Genomic DNA, 19107 nt, shown 5'->3' with positions numbered 1-19107 from the left:
CGGACGACGCCGCGAGTGGTGGTTTCGGTGGTGCGGGTGATGCCAGTGAGGGGGCGGGCGGCTCCGGTGACTCTGGCGGCCCCGGTTGTTCCGGAGACGCGGGGGACATGGACACGGGCATGGACACGGGCACGGGCGGGGGCGGCGGGCGATGAGCGTTACCCAGCAGCCTCCAGGGCAGCAGCCGCCTGGACAGCAGCCTCCAGGGGGGCCACCCCCGGGGCAGCCGTCGTCGGGCGACGACCCGATGGGGAACGGCGGGGCACGGGAGGCCCTGCACGACCGGGTCAGGGCCGACTCGCTCACCACGCGTCGCGACTATCTCCGGATCGTGACCACGGTCTCCGGGGGTCTCGCCGTCGGTGGCCTCGGTGTCGCCGGGGGAGTGCTGGAACGGCACGGCGACAGTGAGACCGCGCCCACCCCCAAGAAGGTCACCGACCGCCTGCGGCCAGGGGAGTCCGTCGCCTTCCGCTTCCCCGGCGACGAGGACCGGGCCGTGGCCGTACGCCTCGCCGACGGCAGCCTCGCCGGATACTCCGCCGTCTGCACCCACCTCGCCTGCGCCGTGCTGTGGCGCAAGGACCGTGGCGCCGACGGCGAGCTCTACTGCCCGTGTCACGAGGGTGTCTTCGACGCCAGGACCGGCGAGGTCACCGCAGGCCCGCCCCCTCGGGGGCTGCCCCGGGTGCTTCTCGTGGAGCGGGACGACGGCAGCGTCTGGGCCCTCGCCACGGCCCGTTCCGGCGAGAGCGTCAAGGATGCGGTGTGCCGGCAGTTCAAGGATTCGGACCCGGAGTCGACCGCGCGGATCGGCTGCCCCGGCGTGCCCAGGACGACACACGATCGAGGGGAGCAGACATGAGCGACCAGCCACCCCGGCCCGGGGGGTCCCGGCCCGGTACTCCCCGGCCTGAACCAGTGCAGCCTGAACCAGTGCAGCCTGAAGCGTCCTGGCCTGATGCCTCCCGGCCTGAACCGGTGCAGCCTGAGCCACGCCGACCCGAGCCGTCCCGGCCCGAGGCTCCCCGGCGCGAGCCGACCCTGCCCGAGTACCGGCCGGGCAGCGTCCAGCCCCGGCTCAACCGGCCGCTCACCGAGCGGTATCCGCAGATCCGCGCCACCAGCGGGTACGGGGACCCGCGGGTCCGGCACACCGGCCCCGGACCGGGCGCGGGGAGCGAACAGGAGCCGGAACGCTCCTCCAGGCTGACCGCCCGGCTCGTCCTCGCGATGACAGTCGTGATCGGCCAGCTCTGGGCGCTGACGATCGCCGTGAACGAGTGGATGGAGGGGAACACGGGCACCGCCTGGTGGGCCGCCGGTTTCCTCTGTCTGTCCTTTCTGGTGGTACTGGGGCTCTGGCGTCTCGACCCGAAGGACCGGTGAACGGCGCGGCGGGCGACACCAAGGGGGCGTATGCGCCGTGACTGCGGGCTGGGGCGGGCGGTGCCGACGGGACGTACGCACGGTCATCACCTGCTGGGGCGGGCGGAGCCGTACGGTCACGGGAGCGCCGTACCCTTGCGGTATGAGCACTGCGTCCCCTTCCGGCCCTGGCCCCCGCGACGACGAGGACCGCGATTCCGCGACCGCCTCCGGCGTGACGCACGCGGACTCCGGGCCGGAGCCCATGCCCGAGCCGGTGCCCGAGCCGAGGTCCGGGGCGACGTCCAAGCCCAAGCCCACGCCCACATCCACACCCAGGCCGGCCGCCAAGCTGGTCTTCGACGATCCGCTCGACCAGCAGTCCCCGGACGATACGGACCACGGCTGGGGTGAGCGCCCCTCGGGGAGCAGCGCGTCGGATCTGGCCCGCTTCCTCGACGAGAAGCCACCGCACCACATCTGACCGGCCCCCGGTCTCAGGAGCCGTGACCGGATCCGCGCTGGGCGACCAGGGTGTCCCTGATCTCCCTCAGCAGCGCCACCTCGGCGACCTCCGCCTCGACGGTCTCCTCCTCCAGCGACTGTTCCTTGGCGGCCTTGCGGGCGAGGTACTTGGCCATCGGCAGCACCATCAGGAAGTAGACGACGGCGGCTGTGATGACGAAGGTCAGGACCGCGTTGAGCACCGACCCCCACAGGATGTAGATACCGCTGGTCACGTCGCCCGAGGCGTCGACGGTGCAGGGGGCCTTGAAGCAGGACTTGTACGAGTCCAGCTGCGAGGTCCCGAATGCGCCGACCAGCGGGCTGATCACGCCCTTCACCACGGAATTCACCACGGCCGTGAAGGCGGCGCCGATCACGACGGCGACAGCGAGGTCGATGACGTTCCCCCGCATCAGGAAGGCCTTGAAGCCCTCCAGGACGGTGGGGTTCTCTCTGCTCATCAATCGGTCCCTCTTCGTGTGCGCCGGTAGTGGAACAGTCCGTTCCGCCACCTAAGGCTCCATGCCACGAAGCTGTCCAATTGCCCCACTCCCACAGGGAATATGACTGCTCATCAGTACTATTCGGCATCGGATTCGATACGGGAATCGGAACAGGACTCAGCACAGGGTCACCGCCAGTCCGGATGTGGCCCCGGCAGCTGCCAGTGCGGTGGCCGTCGAGCGGGGCACGGCGAGAACGACCAGGGCGCCGGAGCCCGGGGAGGTATCGCCCGCGTCCGGCACGTCGGCCACCCGGGCCCGCTCCGCGACCACCCGAGCCGCACGGGCTGTACCTCCTCGACCGGGTCCCGTCAGGCCGGACCCCGCTGAGGCGTCCTCCGCCGAAGCGCCGTCGGCCTTGGAGGAGCCCCCGACCGCGATGACGTCGACATGGTCGCCCGGGGCCAGCAGCCGTACGGTCGCGGCGTCGGCGATCCGTACCGGCGCGGACACCACGGCGGCACCGCCCGAGGCTGTACCGCCCGAGACCGCAGCACTGTCCGGGGCACCGGCACCGGCACCGGCACCGGCACCGTCCGGGCCGGCGGCGGCGCCCGGTCCGCGGGCCCGCACCGCCGCCGGCCCGCCCGATGCGGCGCCGGACCCGGGCTCCGCCCGCACACCGGCCCGAGCGCCGGCCCGGGGCTCCGCACCTCCGGCGCCGTGTGGTGCCCAGGCCGCCAGGGCCGCAGCCGCGACGACCAGTCCTGCCACTGCTGTCCGGCGCCACCGGCCCAGCGCCCGCCGCATCCGGTAACGCCCCGGGCGCACCCTGAGCGGGTCGAACGGCGGGACTCCGCGCGGCTCGGGCGCGGACACAACCGGTACGGGCATGGGGATCATGACAACCACCGCCTGGTGAGAGGAGTCTGGGGCGAGCGCCTCCCACGATCCGGCCTTCCACGGCATCCTGCTGAGAGCTGTGGACTACTCGTGGGTTGTGGACAACCCACTCACCCGCAGTGCCCCTCTACCGCAGTGCACCTCTACCGCAGTGCCCTCACCCGCAGTGCCCCTCTACCGCAGTGCCCCCCTCTACCGGAGATCGGCCCCCCGCCCCGGAGCGCCCCCGTACCGGAGCGCCCCCGCCCCCTCAAGGCAGCACAAGCCCCGTATCCACCCCGTCCAGCGCCCGCGCACAGTGGCACGCCTTCGACTGTTCCGCGGGCAGCGCCGACACCGCGTCGAAGAGCACCGTGCGCAGTCGGCCCACATTGGCCGCGAAGACCGCCAGCACCTCGTCATGGGAGACGCCCTCGCCCGCCTCGGCCCCCGCGTCCAGGTCCGTGACCAGTGTCATCGACGTGTAGCAGAGGCCCAGTTCGCGGGCGAGCGCCGCCTCGGGGTGCCCGGTCATGCCCACCACGGACCAGCCCATCGCCGCATGCCAGCGCGATTCGGCCCTGGTGGAGAACCGCGGTCCCTCGATGACGACCAGCGTCCCGCCGTCCACCGGCTCCCACTCCTGCCCGCGCGCCGCGGCGAGCGCCGCCCTGCGCCCCTCGCTGCAGTACGGGTCGGCCAGCGATACATGCACCACGTTCGGAACACTGCCGTCCGGCAGCGGCTGACCGTCGTAGTACGTCTGCGCGCGCCCCTTCGTACGGTCCACCATCTGGTCCGGTACGAGCAGCGTCCCCGGTCCGTACTCGGGCCGCAGCCCGCCCACCGCACACGGGCCGAGCACCTGCCGTACGCCCACCGAGCGCAACGCCCAGAGGTTCGCCCGGTAGTTGATGAGATGCGGGGGCAGATGGTGGCCGCGCCCGTGCCGGGGGAGGAACGCCACCCGGCGCCCGGCGACCTCACCGATGAAGAGGGAGTCGCTCGGCTTCCCGTACGGGGTGTCCACCGCGACCTCGGTCACGTCCTCCAGGAAGGAGTAGAAGCCGGAGCCGCCGATGACCCCGATGTCCGCTGTCGGTACCGCGGTGTCTCCCGCAGTCGGATCTTCCGAGTTCGCCACATTCACCATGCCCGTCACACTATCCGGGGTTCCGGACCTGCCCCGGACATGACGGAAACCCCGCCGTCGACGGACGGCAGGGTTTCCGGAGAACCGGTGTCAGGCGGCCGAGCTGCCGCTGGAGGAGCTGCTCGAAGAAGACGATGACGAGGCCGACGCCGAACTGGCCGACTTCGAGGCACCGGACTTCGCGTCGGAGCCCGAAGAGGACGACGAACCGGACGAACCCGAAGAGCCGGACGACGAGTCCGAAGAGGACGACGACGAACCGCTGGGCTTGGAAGACGCCGCCGTGCTGCTCGAAGAGGAGCCCCGGCTGTCGTTCCGGTAGAACCCGGAGCCCTTGAAGACAATGCCGACCGCCGAGAACACCTTCTTCAGGCGTCCTTCGCAGCTCGGGCATACGGTCAGGGCATCATCGGTGAACTTCTGCACCGCCTCAAGGCCCTCGCCGCATTCGGTGCACTGGTACTGATAGGTCGGCACTTGCTCCTCCTGGCACTCTCACTCAGTGAGTGCTAACGACGCTCTATAGTGACCTATTCCGCTGGATCAGTCCACTGAGACCGGCACTCGGTGACCCATCCCACGCCCCGCGTCCCGTCCAGCGGCCCGCTTGATGCCGCGCCGCAGGCCACGGCCGGCACTCTGCGGAGCGTCGTATTCCGCTCCTGCGGCAGCCGGCCCCGCGACTCCTGCGGCAGCCGGCCCCGCGACCTGCTCGGCCGGTTCCACGGCCGGTTCCATGTCCGGTTCCATGTCCTGCCCCGCGCCCGGTCCCGCGTCGCGCGGTGTCAGCCGCGACCGCAGCGCCAGGAGAGTCAACAGGGCCAGTACGGTCCCGCCCATCGGCACCAGGAACCCGGCACTTGAGCTGTACGCGTCGGTCAGCTCGCCCGCCACCGATACCGCCGCGGCCTGTCCCAGCGCCACCGAGCCGGTCAGCCAGGTGAACGCCTCGGTACGCGCCGACGTCGGCACCAGCGTGTCCACCAGGGTGTATCCGCTGATCAGCGCGGGCGCGATGCAGAGACCGACCAGCAGTCCGAGCCCCGCGATGAGCGGCACCGTGTGCATCGCCCAGAGCCCGGACGCGGTGACGGCCAGCGCCGTATACGCGACGAGCAGCCGGAACTTCGGCCCGGTCTTCCACGCGACGGCTCCGCAGACGATGCCCGCGAGCATGTTGCCCGCGGCGAACACCCCGTACAGCACACCGTTCACACCGGGCTGCCCGATCTCCTCGGCGAACGCGGTCAGCGAGACCTGCATCCCGCCGAAGACCGCGCCGATCCCGAGGAAGGCGCAGGCGAGCACGCGCACGCCCGGCACCGAGAGCGCGGAGACATGGCGTACGGAGGTGTGGCCGTTCTCACGTACCCGGACGGCAGGCTGGGTACGGCGCTGCGCCGCGAAGACGAGGCCCCCGAGCAAGGTCAGGGTGGCCTCGGTGATCAGTCCGGCCGCCGGGTGGATCCCGGTGCAGAGCGCGGTCGTCAGCACCGGGCCGATGACGAAGGTGAACTCGTCCGTCACCGACTCGAAGGCCGCGGCCGTCGACATCAGGGGCGAGCCCTCCAGCTTCGCGGCCCAGCGGGCCCTGACCATCGGGCCGACCTGCGGTACGGACGCACCGGTCGGTACAGCGGCGATGAACAGCGCCCACAGCGGGGCCCCCGCCAGCGCGAGGACCGTCAGGGCGACCACCGAAGCGGTGTGCACGAGGACGCCGGGGAACAGTACGGCGCGCTGCCCGAACCGGTCGGCGAGCTTGCCGCTCTGCGGCGCGAACAGCGCCATGGAGACACCTGTCACAGCGGCGACGACGCCGGCGCTGCCGTACGACCCCGTGGTGTGCTGCACCAGCAGCACGATGCCGATGGTCAGCATCGCGAAGGGCTGTCGCGCGGCGAAACCGGGCAGCAGGAACGTCCATGCACCCGGTGTGCGCAGAAGCTGTCCGTACCCCGGACGGGTTTCGGAGACCGTGGACACCACGGCCTGGCCTTTCTGCCGCCTGGTAGCACTCCCCTTGGTGTACGGACATGCGGGGGCATGCGTACGGGAGCTGCCGAGAGCTGTCCTCTTTGCGCGGAACTGCGGTAGGCCGGGCCGTTACGTCGTGCGGAACACCTGCGCGGATACCGCGCACGCACCGCGACGGGGGGTGCCTCGACCGCCATACGGTCGCGCCAGCTCTGCATCAGGCAGAGTTGGTCAATCAGGTCAATCAGGTCAATCGGATCGATCAGTTCGATCAGGTCAATCACATCGGTCGGGTCAAACCGATCGGTTCATGGTACCGCTAGTGGCGCGGTGCCCCGCCCGTGTTGCGGTGGGCCGTCCCGTCCGTCTGACGGCGGGTCGTCCCACCGGTGTTCCCGCGAGCCGGCCCATTGGTCTTCCCGCGCGCTGCGCGGCCCGTGAGCCGGCGAGCCGAACCGCCCGTGTTCCGTTCGGCCGCACCGTCCGTCCTGCCGAGCCAGCCCGCGAGCTTTCCGCCCTGGCCGACGGCCCGCAGCCGCGCCTCGGCCGCGTCGCGCACCGGATCGGTTGCCACGACGAGGAGTTCGTCCCCGCGCCGCAGCACCGTCGACGGCTGCGGTACGAAGCTCGTGCCGTCCCGTACGACCAGGGTCACGGCGGCGCCCTTGGGCAGCCGCAGCTCGCCGACCTCGACGCCGTGCATCCGGGACTTCGCCGGGATCGCCACCGACAGCAGATGGCCGCGCAGCCGTTCCAGCGGCGCCGATTCGATGCCCAGGTCCGACGCGGCCTCGGCGCTGTCGCCGAGGCTGAGCTTCCTGGCCAGCCAGGGGAGCGTCGGCCCCTGCACCAGGGTGTAGACGACGACGAGTACGAAGACGATGTTGAAGACCCGGGAGCTGCCGTCGATGCCGGAGACCATCGGGATGGTTGCCAGGATGACCGGCACCGCGCCACGCAGCCCGGCCCACGACATCAGGGTCTGCTCCTGCCAGGGCAGCCGGAACGGCGCCAGGCTCAGCAGTACGGAGACCGGCCGCGCCACCATCGTCAGGACCAGGCCCACGATCACCGCCGGCCAGAAGTCGCTGCCCAGCTCGTGCGGGCTCACCAACAGTCCGAGCAGCACGAACATGCCGATCTGGGCGATCCAGCCCAGCCCCTCGGCGAATCCGCGGGTGGCCGGCCAGTGCGGCAGCTTCGCGTTGCCCAGCAGCATCGCCGCGAGATAGACGGCGAGGAACCCGCTGCCGTGCGCGAGGGAACCGGCCGCGTACGCCGAGATCGCGATGGCCATCACGGCGATCGGGTAGAGACCGGACGCGGGCAGCGCGACATGGCGTAGCCCCCAGGACCCGAGCCAGCCGACGGCGAGCCCGATCGAGGCGCCGATCGCCAGTTCCAGAGCTATCTCGCCGATCAGTACGTACCAGTGCTCGACCGGGCCGGCCGTCGAGAACGCGATGACCAGGATCACCACCGGGGCGTCGTTGAAGCCCGACTCGGCCTCCAGCACGCCGGTGATCCGGGAGGGCAGGGGCACCTTGCGCAGGACCGAGAAGACCGCGGCGGCGTCGGTGGACGAGACCACGGCGCCGATGATCAGGGCCTGGCGCCATTCGAGACCGACCAGGTAGTGCGCCCCGGCGGCGGTGATCCCCACGCTCACCGCGACGCCCACCGTCGACAGTACGACGGCCATCGGCAGGACCGGCTTGATCTCTTTCCACTTGGTGCCGAGGCCGCCCTCGGCGAGGATCACGACCAGAGCGGCGTAACCGATCACCTGCGTCAACTCGGCGTTGTCGAACTTGACGTTGAAGATCCCGTCCTGGCCTATCGCCATCCCGATACCGAGATAGAGGAGCAGGCTGGGGAGACCGCTGCGCGACGAGATGCGTACGGCGGCCACGGCGATCAGCAGGACGAGCGAGCAGATCAGCAGGAGCTCGTTGAGATGGTGGACAGTCAGTGGCCGTTCCTTCCCTCGTACGCCTGCAGGTACTTCGTTACCCTATCTAATCCTTAACGCTTTCTTGACGCTTCGCTTACTTGTCCGATGCCGGCGGGGATACCGCGTCCCTGGCGGTCCGGCGCTGCGCCTATGGTTGCTCCAGCGCTCCGTCGGTACTACAGACCACCCTGCCCCTCGAAGGACAGCGATGCCCGCCGCCACCACCTCAGCCGCCCCTTCCGGCACGCAGTCCGGCACGAAAACCCGTAAGAAGAAAGGGCGTCGCGCCAGGCTGCTCGTGATCGTCGTGGTGCTGGCGCTCGTCGCGGGCATCGGATACGGGACGTACTGGGGCGTGAGCACCGTGCGGGCGTCGCTCCCGCAGACGACGGGCGAGATAAAGGTCCCCGGCCTCTCCGGCAACGTCGAGGTCAAGCGCGACAGCTACGGCGTCCCGCAGATCTACGCGGACACCGACGCCGACCTCTTCCGCGCGCAGGGCTACGTCCAGGCCCAGGACCGCTTCTACGAGATGGACGTCCGGCGCCATATGACGTCGGGGCGGCTCTCCGAGATGTTCGGCTCCGGCCAGGTCAAGACGGACTCCTTCCTGCGCACCCTCGGCTGGCACCGGGTCGCGCAGCAGGAGTACGACACCAAGCTGTCGTCGGAGACGAAGAAGAACCTCCAGTCGTACTCGGCCGGGGTCAACGCGTATCTGAAGGGCAAGGACGGCAAGCAGATCTCCGTCGAGTACGCGGCCCTGAACCTCACCAACGACTACAAGCCCGAAGCCTGGACGCCCGTCGACTCGGTGGCCTGGCTCAAGGCGATGGCCTGGGACCTGCGCGGCAACATGCAGGACGAGATCGACCGTTCGCTGATGACCTCACGGCTCAGCACCCAGCAGATCAGCGACCTGTACCCGTCCTACCCGTACAGCCGCAACAAGCCGATCGTGCAGCAGGGCGGCATCGACCCCGTCACGGGCAAGTTCGACCAGGACGCGGCCCCGGGCGGCGACGCGAACGGTTCCAGCACCACGGGCGGCGCGGTCCAGGGCATGCAGTCGCAGCTCTCCTCGCTCTCCAAGACCCTGGACGACATCCCGGCGCTGCTCGGCCCGAGCGGCAGCGGTATCGGCTCCAACTCCTGGGTGGTCTCCGGGAAGCTGACGGCCACCGGGAAGCCGCTGCTGGCCAACGATCCGCACCTCGCGCCGCAACTTCCGTCCCTCTGGTACCAGATGGGCCTGCACTGCCGGACGGTCTCCAGCAGTTGCCACTACGACGTCGCGGGCTACACCTTCTCCGGCATGCCCGGCGTGATCATCGGCCACAACCAGGACATCTCCTGGGGCTTCACCAACCTCGGCGCCGATGTGACCGACCTCTATCTGGAGAAGGTCACCGACAATGGCTATCTCTACGACGGCGAGGAGAAGCCCTTCACGACCCGCAAGGAGACCATCAAGGTCGCCGGCGGGAAGTCGCGGCAGATCGTTGTCCGCGGGACGAACAACGGACCGCTGGTCTCCGACCGGGACACCGAGCTGGCGAAGGTCGGCCAGAAGGCGCCCGTCACCTCGGCGGCCCCGGACCGCGGCGCGGGCTACGCGGTGGCCCTCAAGTGGACCGCGCTCCAGCCGGGCAACTCCATGGACGCGGTCTTCGACCTGGACAAGGCGAAGGACTGGACCGGCTTCCGTGCCGCGGCCAAGAACTTCGAGGTCCCCTCGCAGAACCTGATCTACGCCGACACCAAGGGCAACATCGGCTACCAGGCGCCCGGCACCATCCCGGTCCGCTCCCACGGGTACGACGGCACGATGCCCGCGCCGGGCTGGGACCCCAAGTACGCCTGGAAGGGCACGATCCCCTTCGACAAGCTGCCCTACGAGTACAACCCGAAGCGCGGCTACATCGTCACCGCCAACCAGGCCGTGATCGACCCGAAGAAGTACCCGTACCTGCTGACCGAGGACTGGGGATACGGCACCCGCAGCCGGCGGATCACCGACCTCATCGAGTCGAAGACCAAGGACGGCGGGAAGATCTCGACCGAGGACATGCAGAAGATGCAGCTGGACAACAGCAGCGAGATCGCCAAGCTGCTGACCCCGCTGCTGCTGAAGCTGAACGTCAAGGACCCGTACGTCCGCGAGGCGCAGAAGCTACTGGAGGGCTGGGACTACACCCAGGAGTCGGACTCGGCGGCTGCCGCGTACTTCAACGCGGTCTGGCGCAACATCCTCAAACTGGCCTTCGGCGAGAAGCTGCCCAAGGAGCTGCGGGTGGAGGGGCAGTGCATCAACGTGCCGCCCGCCGACAGCGCTTCGGGGCCCGCCGACAAGCAGGACACACTGGTACGTGAGTGCGGTGAGCGCGCGGCCGACTCGGCGCAGCCGGACGGCGGCGACCGCTGGTTCGAGGTCGTGCGCAAGCTGCTCGACAAGCCGGACAGCGACTGGTGGAAGACGCCGAAGACCCGTCTCGACAAGGCCACGCACAACCGGGACGAACTGCTCGGGCGCGCCATGAAGGACGCCCGCTGGGAGCTGACCGCCAAGCTCGGCAAGGACGTCGACACCTGGAACTGGGGCCGGCTCCACCAGCTGATGCTCAAGAACCAGACGCTCGGCACCGACGGGCCGGGTGTCCTCAAGTGGATGCTCAACCGCGGCCCGTTCAACCTGGGCGGCGGCGAGGCGGCGGTCGACGCGACCGGCTGGAACGCGGCCGGCGGGTACGGCGTCGTCTGGGTGCCCTCGATGCGGATGGTCGTGAACCTCAAGGATCTCGACAAGTCGCAGTGGATCAACCTGACCGGTGAGTCGGGGCACGCGTACAGCGCCCACTACACCGACCAGGAGGGCAAGTGGGCCAACGGCGAACTGCTCGACTGGTCGTTCAGCAAGGACGCCGTGGACCGGAGCACGGTCGACACCCTGGTGCTCAAGCCGTGAGGCGGGGCGCCCGGGGCGACTGCGCGCCGCCGCCGGGCGCCTGCGCGCCCGGCCTCGGCTGATCCGGGGGGCCGGGCGGTCCGGGTGGTCCAGATGGTTCTGGTGGTCCGGGCGAGGGGCGGGGCCGCCCGGACCGGCGCTCAGCCGCCGAAGCGGCGGATTCCCTCCGGGGTCACCACCGTGTGCACGGGGTGGTCGTGCGGCTCCTCCGGGACCCGGGCGACCACCTCGTTCCCGTACAGCAGCACCACCAGGGCGGGGTGGGCCTCCGCCCGTGCGAGCCGGGCGAGCACCCGGTCGTAGCTGCCGCCGCCGCGGCCCAGCCGCATCCCGCGCCCGTCGACGGCGAGACCGGGCAGCAAAACGGTGTCCGCTTCGAGCACCGCGTGTACGCCGAGCCGCGCGCCGTCCGGCTCAAGGAGCCCGCGCCCGGCGGGTACCAGCGACTGCGCGCCCCTGTACACGCCCCAGTCGAGGTCGTTGTCGGCCAGCAGCACCGGCAGCAGCACCCGGACCCCGCGCTCGCGCAGGGCGTCCAGGAGCGGGCGGGTGCCCGGTTCACGGCCGACCGAGACATACGCCGCCACGGTGTGCGCCCGCGCGAGCTCCGGGAGCGCGACGGCGCGTTCGGCGAGAACCGCGGCGGCCGATTCGACGTCCTCACTGGACAGGAGGGCCCTCACGGACAGGAGTTGCCGCCGCAAGGACGGTTTGTCGGTGTTTGCGGACGCCATCGGAACTTCGCAATCCTCTCGTTACCTCGTATATGAGGATCTATTAACCGGAGCGTCATCTTCCGCTCCGAAGTGAACAGATATGGTGCTACGTATGACTCAGTTGTCCCCCAGGATCAGCAAGGCTGTCATTCCGGCAGCGGGCCTCGGCACCCGGTTCCTGCCGGCCACCAAGGCCACACCCAAAGAGATGCTGCCTGTGGTGGACAAACCCGCCATCCAGTACGTCGTCGAAGAGGCGGTGTCGGCCGGGCTCTCCGACGTACTCATGATCACCGGCCGCAACAAGCGCCCGCTTGAGGACCACTTCGACCGCAACTACGAGCTGGAGTCGGCGCTCACCCGCAAGGGCGACGCCGAGAAGCTCGCCAGGGTCCAGGAGTCCAGCGATCTCGCGACCATGCACTATGTCCGCCAGGGCGACCCCAGGGGCCTCGGCCACGCCGTCCTGTGCGCGGCGCCGCACGTCGGCGACCAGCCCTTCGCGGTCCTCCTCGGCGACGACCTGATCGACCCGCGCGACCCGCTCCTCGCCCGCATGGTGGAGGTCCAGGAGCGCGAGGGCGGCAGTGTGGTCGCGCTCATGGAGGTCGAGCCGTCCCAGATCCATCTGTACGGCTGCGCGGCCGTGGCGCCCACCGGTGAGTCCGACGTGGTCAGGGTCACCGACCTGGTGGAGAAGCCCGCGGCCGCCGACGCCCCCAGCAACCTCGCGATCATCGGCCGTTACGTCCTGGACCCCGCCGTCTTCGAGATACTGCGCAAGACCGAGCCGGGCCGCGGCGGCGAGATCCAGCTCACCGACGCCCTCCAGTACCTCGCGCACGACGAGAACGCCGGAGGCCCGGTGCACGGTGTCGTCTTCAAGGGCCGCCGTTATGACACCGGCGACCGGGGGGACTATCTCCGCGCCATTGTCAGACTCGCGTGCGAACGTGAAGACCTGGGCCCGGACTTCAGGACCTGGCTTCGCCGTTATGTCACCGAGGAGATGTAGCACGTGAGCAACGCCCCGATCTGGTCGGTGGACGACCATCTGGCCGACATCCTCGCCGCGGTCCGCCCACTCGAACCGATCGAGCTGCAACTGCCGGACGCCCAGGGCTGCGTCCTCGTCGAGGACGTCACGGTCGAGGTCTCGCTGCCGCCCTTCGACAACAGCTCGATGGACGGGTACGCGATCCGTACGGTCGACGTCGAGGGCGCGAGCGAGGAGTACCCCGCCGTCCTCACGGTCATCGGGGATGTGGCGGCCGGAATGGCCCAACTGCCCACGGTGGGGCCCGGCCAGGCCGCCCGCATCATGACCGGTGCCCCACTGCCGCCCGGCGCCCAGGCCGTCGTACCGGTGGAGTGGACCGACGGCGGTACGGGCCGGGGGACAGCCACCACCATGCGGGCCGCGAGCGGCGCACCCGAGGGCGCGAGCGGCGAAGTCCGGGTCTACCGCCCGGCCGGTCCCGGCGCACACGTCCGCGAGCGCGGCAGCGACGTCCGCTCCGGCGAACTCGCGCTCGAAGCGGGCACCCTGCTCGGCCCGCCGCAGATCGGGCTGCTCGCCGCGATCGGCCGGGGCTCGGTGCGGGTCCGCCCGCGCCCGCGCGTCGTCGTCATGTCGACCGGCAGCGAGCTGACGCAGCCCGGCGAGGTGCTCGCCGAGGGCCAGATCTACGACTCCAACAGCTTCGCCCTGGCCGCGGCGGCCCAGGACGCGGGCGCCATCGCGTACCGCGTCGGAGCGGTCACCGACGACGCCCACGAGCTGCGCGCCACCATCGAGGACCAGCTGATCAGGGCCGACCTGCTGGTCACCACGGGCGGTGTCAGCGTCGGCGCCTACGACGTGGTCAAGGAGGCCCTGTCGTCCGTCGGTGACCAGGACGAGCACGGCAGCGGCATCGACTTCCGCAAGCTGGCGATGCAGCCGGGCAAGCCGCAGGGCTTCGGCTCGATCGGCCCCGACCACACCCCGCTGCTCGCGCTCCCGGGCAACCCGGTCTCCAGCTATGTCTCGTTCGAGTTGTTCGTGCGCCCCGCGATCCGTGCCCTGATGGGCGTCAAGGACGTCAGCCGCCGGACGGTCCGCGCCACCCTGGAGGCCCGTGGTCCGGTCGGCTCGCCCGCCGGGCGGCGCCAGTTCCTGCGCGGCAGATACGACGCGGAGAAGGGCACCGTCACCACCGTCGGAGGCTCGGGTTCGCATCTGATCGCGGCCCTTGCCCACGCCGACTGCCTGATCGTGATCCCCGAGAAGACCGAGCTGGCCGAGCCGGGCACGGAGCTCGACGTGGTCCTCCTGGGCTGAGGAGCACGCCGTGGCGGTACCGTGTCTGACCACACAGGCCGGACCGGGAGCACCACAGCCATGAGTACGCAGCAAGGGCTCACGCACATCGACGAGGCGGGCGCGGCCCGCATGGTCGACGTCTCGGAGAAGGACGTCACCGCGCGCACCGCACGCGCCGCCGGACGGGTCCTCGTCTCGCCGCGCGTCGTGGAACTGCTCAGGGGCGAGGGCGTCCCCAAGGGTGACGCCCTCGCCACCGCGCGGATCGCGGGGATCATGGGGGCCAAGCGCACCCCCGACCTGATTCCGCTCTGCCACCCGCTGGCGGTCTCCGGGGTGAAGCTCGACCTGACCGTCGCCGACGACGCGGTGGAGATCCTCGCCACCGTGAAAACCACGGACCGCACCGGCGTCGAGATGGAGGCGCTGACCGCCGTCACGGTCGCGGCGCTCACCGTGATCGACATGGTGAAGGCGGTCGACAAGGGGGCGGTCATCACCGACGTACGGGTCGAGGAGAAGACCGGCGGCAAGTCGGGCACGTACCGCCGCCCCGCGCCGGAGGGGACCGGAGCATGACGGCGCACTCCACTCCGCCCGCGCCCCGGGCGTACACCGCGCTCGTGGTGACGGCGTCGAACCGCGCATCCGCCGGGGTGTACGAGGACCGGGGCGGCCCGCTCATCGCCGAGGCGCTCACCGGACTCGGTTTCACGGTCGCGGGACCACGTGTCGTCCCGGACGGCGACCCGGTCGAGCAGGCGTTGCGCGAAGGGGTCGCCGCGGCGTACGACGTCATCGTCACCACCGGCGGTACGGGCATCTCGCCCACCGACCGCACCCCCGACGCGACCCTGCGCGTCCTCGACCGCGAGATTCCGGGCATCCCGGAGGCGATCCGCGCCGAGGGCCTGGCCAAGGTCCCGACCGCCGCACTCTCCCGGGGCGTCGCCGGACTGGCCGGCACGACCCTCGTCGTGAACCTCCCCGGCTCCACCGGCGGGGTCCGCGACGGACTCGCCGTACTGGGACGGCTGCTGGTGCACGCCGTGGACCAGATCCGGGGCGGCGACCACCCCAGACCCGCCGGGAGCATGAGCTGAACCTCTCACCGTGGCCCGTGGAACTGGCAGAAGGCCCAGTCGCCCTGCGCCCGATAAGACTGCGGGACCAGAAGGTCTGGCGCGAGGTGAACCGGCGCAACCGCGACTGGCTGCGCCCCTGGGAAGCGACCGTTCCGCCGCCCGCACCCGGCGGCCCGGTCGCGCAGCGCCCCACGTACCGGCAGATGGTCCGCCATCTGCGCGCGGAGGCGCACGGCGGACGGATGCTGCCCTTCGTGATCGAGTACCAGGGGCGGCTGGTCGGGCAGTTGACCGTCGCCGGTATCACCTGGGGCTCGATGTGTTCGGGCCATGTCGGTTACTGGGTCGACCGGGAGGTCGCCGGGCGGGGCGTCATGCCGACCGCGGTGGCGCTCACCGTCGACCACTGTTTCCGTACCGTCGGTATGCACCGTATCGAGGTCTGCATTCGCCCCGAGAACGAGCCGAGCCGACGGGTCGTGGAGAAACTCGGATTCCGCGAGGAGGGGCTGCGACCGCGCTATCTGCACATCGACGGGGCCTGGCGCGACCATCTGGTCTTCGCGCTCACCGCGGACGAAGTCCCCGACGGACTGCTCAACAGGTGGCGCCGGGCGCGTCCCGGGACGACACCGAAGCTGCCGTGAGGGTTCCCCGCCCCAGGTGCCGTGGCCGGAGGAAGACCCCGTAAATAAAATAAGTGTTCGAAATTGACGGCCAATCGGTCCTGACTCGGGCGTGAACACGCCCACATTCGGAGACTGTTGATCCGAACAATCACAAAAAAAGTTCGAGATATCAGCCGGATCGTGCGACACACCGGGCCAATTGGCAGATGGCCCCATGCGGACCCCTCTACGGTGTGAGGGTGAGCAGTAGTGGCCTCATCTACGCAGTCATCGTCGGGGCCTGGGCCGCCTACTTGGTGCCGATGTGGCTCCGCAGGCAGGACGAGCTGAACGAGGCCCGTCCCACGGAACGCTTCAGCACCGCCATCCGGCTGCTGTCCGGACGGGCGGGAATGGAGCGCCGGTACGCCAGGGAGCTTCAGGAGCGGGCAGCCGGTGAGGGTCTTCCCGACGATGCGGTGCCGGACAGTGCGACGAATTCCCCGAGTTCCGTCGACGTCCGGTCCTTCGCCGTGTCTCCGGACGACCCCGAGGACCAGACGGACCCGGCGCATCCGGCAGGCCGGACGGCCCGCCCGGAGCGGTCCGGCCGCAAGGCGCGCCGCGCCGCGCCCGCGGCCGGTCCCGCGGCGGAGCGCGCCCGGCGCCTCAAGGCCCTCGCGCGCCGCAGACGCACCACTGTGCTGCTCTTCGTGGCGTTCACCGCCGGCGCGGTCGTCGCCGCGGTCGGCGGCCTGGGCTTCCTCTGGGCACCCGCCGTACCGGGTCTCCTGCTGAGCACCTACATCGTGTATCTGCGGACCCAGGAGCGCCGGCGCTTCGCCTTCACGATGGACCGGCGCCGGGCCGAGGCCGCGGCGCAGCGGCTGCGCGAGAACCGCCCCCGCCGCCCCGGCGCGGGCGCGGGCGAGCAGCACCCCGACGCCGAGGCGCGCCACCCCGAGCCCGAGCCGGCCCCGGCCGTCTCCGCGCAGGAGGCCGGCCGCCGCGCCCTGGTCGAGCAGACCGACCACGCGGAGTGGGTCGACCAGCAGCGCGAGCGCGGACGGGAACGCGGCGACAGCTGGGATCCCGTCCCGGTGCCGCTGCCGACCTATGTCACCGCACCGGTCGCGCCCCGCGCGCCGGGCAGTATCGACCTCGGGGCCCCGGACACCTGGAGTTCGGCCCGCTCGTCCAGCGTGGCCGAACCGGCCTCCGGCGAGACCCCGGACGACGGCCCCGTCCAGGACCGACAGGGCCCGGCGGCCCGCCGCTCCCGCGAGCGCGGCCGCACCCCGCTCTTCGACCAGTACGAGGACGAGGACCGGCCCCGCGCCGCCAATGAATGACCGGCCGCGCGGGGCGTCCGTGACCAGCGGGGGAGCGGATTTCCGAGCACCCCTTCCGGGGTGCTAGAGTTTCACTCGTTGCAAGGGCCTGTGGCGCAGTCTGGTAGCGCACCTCGTTCGCATCGAGGGGGTCTGGGGTTCAAATCCCCACAGGTCCACCGCAAGGACCGCCTCCGGGTTCATCCCGGAGCGGTTCATGAAATCCCGGTCAGACGGTCTTCGTCCGACCGGGATTTCGTCGTTTCCGCGAGGCTGCGGAGGGCGCATCCGGTCCGCGGGAGGGTCGTTTCGGCCGACGCCGCAGGGCCGGCGCCGCGGGTTCGGGGCCGCGGGGTGGCGGTCAGCGCCAACGGTTGTTGCTGGTGTGGTCACCGGCGAGCCAACGGGCGAGGTCGGCGTGTGCGGTGGTGCGCTGCTCGGCGTCGATCTTCTCCACGTCGGGGTGGTCGACGACGAACTCCAGGATCAACCCGTTGGGGTCCGTGATGTACAGCGAGACGCAGAACCCGTGGTCGATCACATGGGGGTTCGCGTCCGTGGAGCCGACTGCGGCGATGCGCTCGCGGATGACTTCCGGTGTCTCGGCCTCGACCTTGAAAGCTATGTGACGCAGAGGAGTTGAGTTGGTGCTGGTCCGGAACTCCTCCTGGTCCTTGGGGTCGGCGAACTGGAAGAAGGCAAGCGCGCTGCCGTCGGCCAGGCCGTAGAGGGCGGTCCTGGACGGCATCGGGCACCACATGGTGATGGGCGGCCGGGGCGGTGTGTACCTCTTCGTCTGCACGGCCTGCCCCGGGATGCCGTACGCCCACCGCTACGACTGCTGACCGTCGCGGCTGCCGGGCGGTGCGGCCATCGGCGGGGCGCGCGGACCGACAGCGCCCCGACTACCGTGTAGGCACAGCGATTCGAACATCGAGGAGCGTTCCGTGACCGCCGGCAGTGACAAGCCTCCTACTGACAACCCCGAGAGTGACAAGCCCCGGATCGACACCAGCAGGCCCCATCCGGCACGTGTCTACGACTGGCTCCTGGGCGGCAAGGACAACTACCCGGTCGATCAGCAGGTCGGCGAGAAACTGCCGGTGGAGGCGCGGGGCAACGCGGCACGGAACCGGGCCTTCATGCACCGTGCCGCGGGGTGGCTGGCGCGGAACGGGGTCAGCCAGTTCCTCGACATCGGTACCGGCATTCCGACCGCGCCCAATCTGCACCAGGTGGTCCAGGCGGTCACCCCCACCGCCCGGATCGTCTACGCGGACAACGACCCGATCGTGCTGCGCCACGCGGAGGCCCTGCTCATCAGCAGCCCCGAGGGCGCCACCGACTACATCCACGCCGATGTGCGCGAGCCGGAGCTGATCCTGGACCGCGCCCGTGAACTGCTCGACTTCGGGCGGCCTGTCGCCCTGTCGCTCATCGCGCTGCTGCACTTCCTGCCCGACGACCAGGACCCGTACGGCATCACCCGCACCCTGGTCGACGCCCTGCCGTCCGGCAGCTATCTGGTGCTCTCGCACGGCACGGCCGACCAGCACCCGGAGCTGGAGGCCGACACCAGGACGGCATACCGCGACGGTGCCATCTCGCTGCGGATGCGGACCCGGGCGGAGGTCGAGCCGTTCTTCGACGGGCTCGACCTCGTCCCGCCGGGGCTGGTGCCTGCGACCGAGTGGTACCAGGACGGGCCCGCGCCGGAGAGGGAGCGGAGCGGTTTCTACGTCGGGGTCGCCCGGAAGCGCTGAGCGGCGGGCGGGCGGTTCGTTCCGTACGGGGAGCGGGTCAGGTCCGTACG

General features: G+C 70.6%; 19 protein-coding genes and 1 tRNA gene. 12 read left to right on the top strand and 8 right to left on the bottom strand.

Annotation, left to right across the window (positions count from 1 at the left end; all coding sequences use genetic code 11):
* The first annotated feature begins 151 nt into the window (after positions 1 to 151).
* From ACWGKJ_RS21590 to ACWGKJ_RS21580, 3 genes are all read left to right on the top strand, one after another.
* Positions 152 to 865, top strand: a complete 714-nt coding sequence (locus ACWGKJ_RS21590) for a QcrA and Rieske domain-containing protein (RefSeq protein ID WP_385019887.1) — start codon at positions 152 to 154, stop codon at positions 863 to 865.
* 179 nt (positions 866 to 1044) lie between these two features.
* Positions 1045 to 1389, top strand: a complete 345-nt coding sequence (locus ACWGKJ_RS21585; protein WP_385019952.1) for a DUF6755 family protein — start codon at positions 1045 to 1047, stop codon at positions 1387 to 1389.
* A gap of 244 nt (positions 1390 to 1633) precedes the next feature.
* Entirely contained in the window at positions 1634 to 1852 is a 219-nt protein-coding gene (locus ACWGKJ_RS21580) for a hypothetical protein (protein WP_385019955.1), read from the top strand.
* Between the two features lie 13 nt (positions 1853 to 1865).
* On the opposite strand, the gene mscL is transcribed toward ACWGKJ_RS21580, so the two are convergent.
* The 6 genes from mscL to ACWGKJ_RS21550 form a co-directional block, all read right to left on the bottom strand.
* Entirely contained in the window at positions 1866 to 2336 is a 471-nt protein-coding gene (gene mscL / locus ACWGKJ_RS21575; RefSeq protein WP_385019889.1) for a large conductance mechanosensitive channel protein MscL, read from the bottom strand.
* 159 nt (positions 2337 to 2495) lie between these two features.
* Complete coding sequence (locus ACWGKJ_RS21570) at positions 2496 to 3212, bottom strand: hypothetical protein (RefSeq protein ID WP_385019891.1); 717 nt, start codon at positions 3210 to 3212, stop codon at positions 2496 to 2498.
* A 259-nt stretch (positions 3213 to 3471) separates the two neighbouring features.
* Positions 3472 to 4353 carry an S-methyl-5'-thioadenosine phosphorylase gene (locus tag ACWGKJ_RS21565; RefSeq protein ID WP_385019893.1) on the bottom strand — a complete coding sequence of 294 codons (882 nt, stop codon included), beginning with the start codon at positions 4351 to 4353 and terminating at the stop codon, positions 3472 to 3474.
* A 90-nt stretch (positions 4354 to 4443) separates the two neighbouring features.
* Entirely contained in the window at positions 4444 to 4830 is a 387-nt protein-coding gene (locus ACWGKJ_RS21560; RefSeq protein ID WP_385019895.1) for an FmdB family zinc ribbon protein, read from the bottom strand.
* A gap of 66 nt (positions 4831 to 4896) precedes the next feature.
* Positions 4897 to 6342: an MFS transporter gene (locus ACWGKJ_RS21555; protein WP_385019897.1), complete on the bottom strand. Its 1446-nt coding sequence runs from the start codon at positions 6340 to 6342 to the stop codon at positions 4897 to 4899.
* A gap of 307 nt (positions 6343 to 6649) precedes the next feature.
* Positions 6650 to 8302 (bottom strand): potassium/proton antiporter, encoded by a 1653-nt coding sequence (locus ACWGKJ_RS21550; RefSeq protein WP_385019958.1) that lies wholly within the window; start codon positions 8300 to 8302, stop codon positions 6650 to 6652.
* Between the two features lie 190 nt (positions 8303 to 8492).
* Between ACWGKJ_RS21550 and ACWGKJ_RS21545 the strand changes: the two genes are divergently transcribed.
* Positions 8493 to 11249, top strand: coding sequence for a penicillin acylase family protein (locus ACWGKJ_RS21545; protein WP_385019899.1), 2757 nt, complete (start codon positions 8493 to 8495; stop codon positions 11247 to 11249).
* A gap of 140 nt (positions 11250 to 11389) precedes the next feature.
* Here the strand turns inward: ACWGKJ_RS21545 and ACWGKJ_RS21540 are convergent, their stop codons facing one another.
* Complete coding sequence (locus tag ACWGKJ_RS21540) at positions 11390 to 11983, bottom strand: 5-formyltetrahydrofolate cyclo-ligase (protein WP_385019901.1); 594 nt, start codon at positions 11981 to 11983, stop codon at positions 11390 to 11392.
* A gap of 94 nt (positions 11984 to 12077) precedes the next feature.
* Here ACWGKJ_RS21540 and galU point away from each other — a divergent pair, with 94 nt between their 5' ends.
* The 7 genes from galU (at position 12078) to ACWGKJ_RS21505 (ending at position 17473) form a co-directional block, all read left to right on the top strand.
* Complete coding sequence (galU, locus tag ACWGKJ_RS21535; protein ID WP_385019903.1) at positions 12078 to 12980, top strand: UTP--glucose-1-phosphate uridylyltransferase GalU; 903 nt, start codon at positions 12078 to 12080, stop codon at positions 12978 to 12980.
* Positions 12981 to 12983: 3 nt separating this feature from the next.
* Positions 12984 to 14288, top strand: a complete 1305-nt coding sequence (glp, locus tag ACWGKJ_RS21530) for a molybdotransferase-like divisome protein Glp (RefSeq protein WP_385019905.1) — start codon at positions 12984 to 12986, stop codon at positions 14286 to 14288.
* Between the two features lie 60 nt (positions 14289 to 14348).
* The gene (gene moaC / locus ACWGKJ_RS21525) at positions 14349 to 14849 is read left to right on the top strand and encodes a cyclic pyranopterin monophosphate synthase MoaC (protein WP_453315792.1); all 501 of its coding nucleotides are present in this window, start codon (positions 14349 to 14351) and stop codon (positions 14847 to 14849) included.
* On the top strand, positions 14846 to 15373 hold the full coding sequence (locus ACWGKJ_RS21520) for a MogA/MoaB family molybdenum cofactor biosynthesis protein (protein ID WP_385019909.1): 528 nt from the start codon (positions 14846 to 14848) through the stop codon (positions 15371 to 15373). The genes moaC and ACWGKJ_RS21520 overlap by 4 nt, the downstream gene beginning before the upstream one ends.
* A 17-nt stretch (positions 15374 to 15390) precedes the next feature.
* A complete protein-coding gene (locus tag ACWGKJ_RS21515; protein ID WP_385019911.1) occupies positions 15391 to 16002 on the top strand; it encodes a GNAT family N-acetyltransferase in 612 nt (203 codons plus the stop codon).
* Positions 16003 to 16223: 221 nt separating this feature from the next.
* Positions 16224 to 17315, top strand: a complete 1092-nt coding sequence (gene sepX / locus ACWGKJ_RS21510; protein ID WP_385019913.1) for a divisome protein SepX/GlpR — start codon at positions 16224 to 16226, stop codon at positions 17313 to 17315.
* Positions 17316 to 17399: 84 nt separating this feature from the next.
* A tRNA-Ala gene (locus ACWGKJ_RS21505) sits at positions 17400 to 17473 on the top strand.
* A gap of 182 nt (positions 17474 to 17655) precedes the next feature.
* Here ACWGKJ_RS21505 and ACWGKJ_RS21500 read toward each other — a convergent pair.
* Positions 17656 to 18042: a VOC family protein gene (locus ACWGKJ_RS21500; protein WP_385019916.1), complete on the bottom strand. Its 387-nt coding sequence runs from the start codon at positions 18040 to 18042 to the stop codon at positions 17656 to 17658.
* Between the two features lie 199 nt (positions 18043 to 18241).
* Between ACWGKJ_RS21500 and ACWGKJ_RS21495 the strand changes: the two genes are divergently transcribed.
* Entirely contained in the window at positions 18242 to 19057 is an 816-nt protein-coding gene (locus ACWGKJ_RS21495) for an SAM-dependent methyltransferase (RefSeq protein WP_385019918.1), read from the top strand.
* Positions 19058 to 19107 lie beyond the last annotated feature (50 nt).

Source organism: Streptomyces sp. NPDC054757 (assembly GCF_053612185.1).
Note: the sequence above shows the minus strand (reverse complement) of the source record. Positions and strands in the feature narration are given on the sequence as shown.

Excerpts from the sequence above, each read along its gene's own strand:
- ACWGKJ_RS21590 (WP_385019887.1), top strand. The coding sequence starts at position 152 with ATGAGCGTTACCCAGCAGCCTCCAGGGCAGCAGCCGCCTGGACAGCAG.
- ACWGKJ_RS21580 (WP_385019955.1), top strand. The coding sequence starts at position 1,634 with ATGCCCGAGCCGGTGCCCGAGCCGAGGTCCGGGGCGACGTCCAAGCCC.
- mscL (WP_385019889.1), bottom strand. The coding sequence starts at position 2,336 with ATGAGCAGAGAGAACCCCACCGTCCTGGAGGGCTTCAAGGCCTTCCTG.
- ACWGKJ_RS21570 (WP_385019891.1), bottom strand. The coding sequence starts at position 3,212 with ATGCCCGTACCGGTTGTGTCCGCGCCCGAGCCGCGCGGAGTCCCGCCG.
- ACWGKJ_RS21565 (WP_385019893.1), bottom strand. The coding sequence starts at position 4,353 with ATGGTGAATGTGGCGAACTCGGAAGATCCGACTGCGGGAGACACCGCG.
- ACWGKJ_RS21545 (WP_385019899.1), top strand. The coding sequence starts at position 8,493 with ATGCCCGCCGCCACCACCTCAGCCGCCCCTTCCGGCACGCAGTCCGGC.
- ACWGKJ_RS21540 (WP_385019901.1), bottom strand. The coding sequence starts at position 11,983 with ATGGCGTCCGCAAACACCGACAAACCGTCCTTGCGGCGGCAACTCCTG.
- galU (WP_385019903.1), top strand. The coding sequence starts at position 12,078 with ATGACTCAGTTGTCCCCCAGGATCAGCAAGGCTGTCATTCCGGCAGCG.
- moaC (WP_453315792.1), top strand. The coding sequence starts at position 14,349 with ATGAGTACGCAGCAAGGGCTCACGCACATCGACGAGGCGGGCGCGGCC.
- ACWGKJ_RS21520 (WP_385019909.1), top strand. The coding sequence starts at position 14,846 with ATGACGGCGCACTCCACTCCGCCCGCGCCCCGGGCGTACACCGCGCTC.
- ACWGKJ_RS21500 (WP_385019916.1), bottom strand. The coding sequence starts at position 18,042 with ATGCCGTCCAGGACCGCCCTCTACGGCCTGGCCGACGGCAGCGCGCTT.